Source organism: Rhodobium gokarnense (assembly GCF_025961475.1).
GTDB lineage: Bacteria > Pseudomonadota > Alphaproteobacteria > Rhizobiales > Rhodobiaceae > Rhodobium > Rhodobium gokarnense.
The window spans coordinates 1-4,194 of the sequence record NZ_JAOQNS010000024.1; the positions used below are offsets into that span (position 1 = coordinate 1).

General features: G+C 54.8%; 6 protein-coding genes. All 6 read right to left on the reverse strand.

The annotated features are described in order from the left end of the window. Positions 1-47: 47 nt before the first annotated feature. The 6 genes from M2319_RS23130 to M2319_RS23155 all read right to left on the reverse strand — a co-directional run bounded on the left by M2319_RS23130 (position 48) and on the right by M2319_RS23155 (position 3,956). Entirely contained in the window at positions 48-653 is a 606-nt protein-coding gene (locus M2319_RS23130; RefSeq protein ID WP_264603839.1) for a Fic family protein, read from the reverse strand. Then, on the reverse strand, positions 653-847 hold the full coding sequence (locus M2319_RS23135) for a hypothetical protein (RefSeq protein ID WP_264603840.1): 195 nt from the start codon (positions 845-847) through the stop codon (positions 653-655). The genes M2319_RS23130 and M2319_RS23135 overlap by 1 nt, the downstream gene beginning before the upstream one ends. 149 nt (positions 848-996) lie before the next feature. Next, positions 997-1,878, reverse strand: a complete 882-nt coding sequence (locus M2319_RS23140) for an IS1 family transposase (RefSeq protein WP_264603844.1) — start codon at positions 1,876-1,878, stop codon at positions 997-999. A 49-nt stretch (positions 1,879-1,927) separates the two neighbouring features. After that, on the reverse strand, positions 1,928-3,022 hold the full coding sequence (locus M2319_RS23145; protein WP_264603841.1) for a helix-turn-helix domain-containing protein: 1,095 nt from the start codon (positions 3,020-3,022) through the stop codon (positions 1,928-1,930). Between the two features lie 2 nt (positions 3,023-3,024). After that, on the reverse strand, positions 3,025-3,654 hold the full coding sequence (locus M2319_RS23150) for a hypothetical protein (RefSeq protein WP_264603842.1): 630 nt from the start codon (positions 3,652-3,654) through the stop codon (positions 3,025-3,027). Between the two features lie 65 nt (positions 3,655-3,719). Further along, positions 3,720-3,956: an RNA-binding protein gene (locus tag M2319_RS23155; protein WP_264603843.1), complete on the reverse strand. Its 237-nt coding sequence runs from the start codon at positions 3,954-3,956 to the stop codon at positions 3,720-3,722. Between the last annotated feature and the right edge of the window lie 238 nt (positions 3,957-4,194).

The window sequence follows — 4,194 nt, forward strand, 5'->3', positions numbered from 1 at the left end:
CGGGGTAGTGTCTCAGTTTGAAATTTAGGGAAGGATGGCACGCCTTGCTAAGCGGAATTCAATTGTTCCTGTAGAAGCCGTGAAACGATCGCATGCAAGTCTGCCAAGTCTGGCTCGCCGGTCTCGTTAAACGAATCGTGCGCCTTTTGAAGTGCGGCACAATGCTCCTCACGATTTTGCCGGATTAGTTCTGGTAAAATTGTAGAGCCTTTCGGCCAACCGCCAAGTTTTAAACAAAGCACAAAGTAGCTTGCTGCGCGCGCTGTTCTGCCGTTTCCGTTTACAAACGGATGTATATTATTCAAACGCCATAAAACGTAGGTGGCAAGAACTACGGGGTCTGTTGTTTCCCATATCCTATTAACATAGTTTACAAAATCATCCATCAATGCGGGAACACGATAAAACGGTGGAGGTTCATGATCACCTACCGTCACCCGGCATGGCCTATATTCGCCCGGATTAATATGCAGGCATGTGATAGCCTGAAAATTGAACGCCTTGATAATGTGTTGAGAAATAAAAGGCCGCTGCATGTCTAACGCAGCGGCCACTATCGACTGCAAAAAATGATACTGCCTGTTGCCGTTGGCAACCTCTAGCGCCCTATATGCAGGGTGCGCCTCGGTGTTTGTAATCTCAAATAAGATCATCAGACGTTGAGTGCGCGACCATCCTGCTGCTCGAGGACGCTCTGAACTTCTTCTCGCGTCATGTCGTTTTCCTCGTCAAGAGACCCCATGACGAACGATAGGCGCTGTTTTTCCATTTGGGCGCGCGAAGGGCGGCGTGGCGACGATTCTTCCAATGCTTTCAACAAAGCATCGCTTGTGCGAAGCTTGGTCATCGGTGTCCTCCGTTTTCCCTATGTGTTGAGCGATTCTGCATGCGCAGGGAACTATGCGGGTACCATATGTGATTGTCACGTTAACATTACACATTGGGCCTCCGCTTATCGTTAGATAGGTACTCAATGTGGCGAGAATGTATGGTCTGTCAGCGTTTCCTGTACGTTTTTGGCCGTCCCGGCTTCGGCGCCCGCGCGTCGATCAATCCGACGATCCACTCCATGTCGTGCAGCGTGTCGGTAAGCCCTGCGGCCATAGCCGGCGACGAGCCTTTCAGGCTCTTGTGCTGGCGACAGAAGTTGTACCAGACGAAGTAGAGCGACAGCGCATGGATATGGTTGTCGACCTTCTTCGAAAAGGCGTTGGTCAGCCGCGTGAAGCGCCGCATTCCCATCCGCATGGAAAGGTTCATGCGCTCGACATGCGACGTGCTCACCTTGTCGATATCCGGGTTGCCGGTGATCTTCCGCTTTTTCGATCCGTTGAACTCGGCCGGGCTGTATTTCCGCTCCGGCCCCTTCGGGCCAAGCTCGCCGTACATCTTCACCAGCATGGCGTAATCGATATCGCCAGCGAATGAGCCGGCAACGGCGTCCAGATAGACCTTGTGGCCGTCCGTCGTGAGTTGCACCCGATTGGCCAGCCGATCCTTCAAATCATCGATGAAGAACATGGCCGTTTCGGCATCCCGGTCGCCGACCATATAGGCCAGGATCAACTTGCTATCGGGATCGAGCGCGGTCCACGTCCAGACGTCGCCGGCCCCGTCCGGCGCCGCCTTGGCGCCTTCGACGTTCTTTGCCTTGGAATAGCAGAACGACCAGATTTCATCACACTGGACGCGCTTGGAAGCGACGCCGCGCACCGTCTCGTAATGATAGGCCGCGCACGCTTCGCCGGCATCCACGAGCAGCTTGGAAACCGTGTTGATCGACACATCGCAAATGCGGGAGATCGACCGCATGGACGACCCCTCGCACAGCATGCTGAGGATTTGAACGCGCTTCGCGGTGGGTAGGACGTTTGCCATACCCAAAATATGTGAACTTTTATGCTTGGTGTCAAGCATTCTTGTTCACTTAAGCGAGGCGCAGCTTGGGCGGATTGGATGCTCTTTCGGGTCGCACGGCCGGCCCCACCAGTCCTCCAATTAAGCCCTCAAGTTCATCTGGCGGCAAATTCACCTTAGCTGCGATTTCGTCCCTGGTCGTTCGTTCGCTCCAAAGCGCAGCGAGCACCTTTCTCCAAACCGCGGAAGTTTCTCGCTCGACACCGTTCGGCTCATCTGTGCGGTATCCTCTGCGGCCTAACTCAATACAGGCTGACTTGTATTGCCAATCGGTCATTAAACCTAGCCGATGGGCGCGGTAAGCCAGCGCCATTGCCGACACACGCCAACGAGCCTTTGCTTTCAGGATTACGTCAACTGTAATGAAACGGGGTAACCGGGAGCGCACGTCATTCGCCGGCATCAAAAAAGCACTGGCAAACCCATCAGCCTCGCGTTCTGCAATACGCGACGGCTGATCTCCGGGCTGCGTGCCGGCGTGCCTATGCATAACCAAATGTGCCAGTTCGTGAGCGGAATCGAATATACTGCGCTCGGCTGTCTTGAAGTTGTTTAGAAAGATGAATGGACGCTCATCTCGCCAAAATGAAAAAGCGTCAACATTCTTAGTCGCCTCCGACAAAGAGAAAACTCTGACTCCTTTCACCTCAAGCAAGCCAAGCATGTTTGTGATCGGTTTTTCACCCAGCCCCCAATAGGTTCTAACCGCCTTAGCCGCCGCCTCTGGATTTGCCTCATAGCTTAGGTCGACAAAATCCGCCTCGGGCAAGCGAAACTCTTTTTCGAGCCAATCGCTAATCTCAAGACCTAATATGCCGGCCGCTTGGGCTGCTGCCTTTTCTTTTGCGCTCATCTTTGTCAGGCTGCGAAAGCTAACTGACGCCGTATCAAGCTCGTCCGGATCATCAGCAAAGAAAAACGCAGCCGGATAGCGCAACGCAGACGCAAGAGCAGAAATTGTGGCGTTGTCCGGATCCGAAAGTCCGTTCTCCAACCTCGACACTGCCATTGCAGACAATCCTGCGGCCTGCGCGAGTCCTTTTCCTGTCAGCCGCCGCCTTTGCCGGGCGAGGCTGAGCCGTTTCGGATTAAACTTATTGTCCATGACTACTTGCGCACGACCTGCGGGTCGAATTGGTCCGCCGCGACATCGTCGTCCATCAGTACTGGCTCGGCATCCAAATCGCTACCATCGGACAGGTAAATCCGTTCGACGAAACGCTTAAATTGGCCATGCTCCACCGTCGCCCGGCTAAGCTCAGCGGCACCATTCGGAGCAACCATCAAATAGAACGTGATCCAACCATCACTTGCATGTCCATCGTCAACGAACCGCGGTAGACCACCAAAAAGATCATCATTCCCAGCACACAACCGCTCTGCTCCTGCCCCCTTGGCGGACCTAGGCTTGGGCTCATGTGCATCGCTGCAAGCAATGTCGACGTTCGCGAAAACGACTCGGGCATGAGTTCCTTCGTTCTTTATCGCCTCGACCCCATTCGGTCGATCTGACTCCCAGCCCTCCTTACCGTCATGTTCATTACGAAGGGCGAACGTGCCGTGCTGGTACGAAAAGGTGCCAGCGGCATTGGCCGGGTGAAAAGGAGTGGCATCGGCTGCCGCGCCGATCGCAATTGCGCGAACGCGCAAGAGCTTTTCTTTGTCCGTATGGAGTTCCGCAAGCCGAGGGTCGACCTCCCACTCCTCGCGGAGAATTTTGACAGTGTTGAGTGCCATGCTTCCGATCTCGTGTTACAAATCTCACCATACAGTATGGTCCGATTTGTAACAGGCCGCAATAGCTATTCAGATTGGCTCCACCGCTTAGCCGCCGCCTTCCGCGCGATCTCCTTACGCTGCTCGGGCGTCAGCTTCTCGGCCCTGGCCTTGCCGCCCTTCGTCCCAAGCGCCTTGGCCGCCGGGTCTTTGCCGTCGTCTTCGATCTCGTCAGATTCCTCACCGGTGGCGATCTTGGCGACCTTGATCGCGGCGCCGATGACGTCACCGGGGCGTTTCTCGCCTCGTGGTCCTTTGGCCATTGAAACTCGATACCTCGCATTTCCCGTGGCAGCGGGGGCACTCTTTTACCCCGCTATCATCGCACTGAGGGCAAGGCGCGTCCATGAAACGCTTGCCATTGCAGGCTTCACAATCGAGGAAGCCATATCCTTCGCAGCGCGGGCAAATCGACATGCTTAGCGAAAAGCATGCTCACTAGAGGTGGGCAAGGTCGGAAGAGACGTCAAGCTCATTGATTTTCAAACTGAGACACTACCC

What these genes read in the sequence shown, in the direction of transcription:
- M2319_RS23150 (WP_264603842.1), bottom strand. Translation starts at nt 3,654, where the DNA reads ATGGCACTCAACACTGTCAAAATTCTCCGCGAGGAGTGGGAGGTCGAC.
- M2319_RS23140 (WP_264603844.1), bottom strand. Translation starts at nt 1,878, where the DNA reads ATGGCAAACGTCCTACCCACCGCGAAGCGCGTTCAAATCCTCAGCATG.
- M2319_RS23145 (WP_264603841.1), bottom strand. Translation starts at nt 3,022, where the DNA reads ATGGACAATAAGTTTAATCCGAAACGGCTCAGCCTCGCCCGGCAAAGG.
- M2319_RS23135 (WP_264603840.1), bottom strand. Translation starts at nt 847, where the DNA reads ATGACCAAGCTTCGCACAAGCGATGCTTTGTTGAAAGCATTGGAAGAA.
- M2319_RS23130 (WP_264603839.1), bottom strand. Translation starts at nt 653, where the DNA reads ATGATCTTATTTGAGATTACAAACACCGAGGCGCACCCTGCATATAGG.
- M2319_RS23155 (WP_264603843.1), bottom strand. Translation starts at nt 3,956, where the DNA reads ATGGCCAAAGGACCACGAGGCGAGAAACGCCCCGGTGACGTCATCGGC.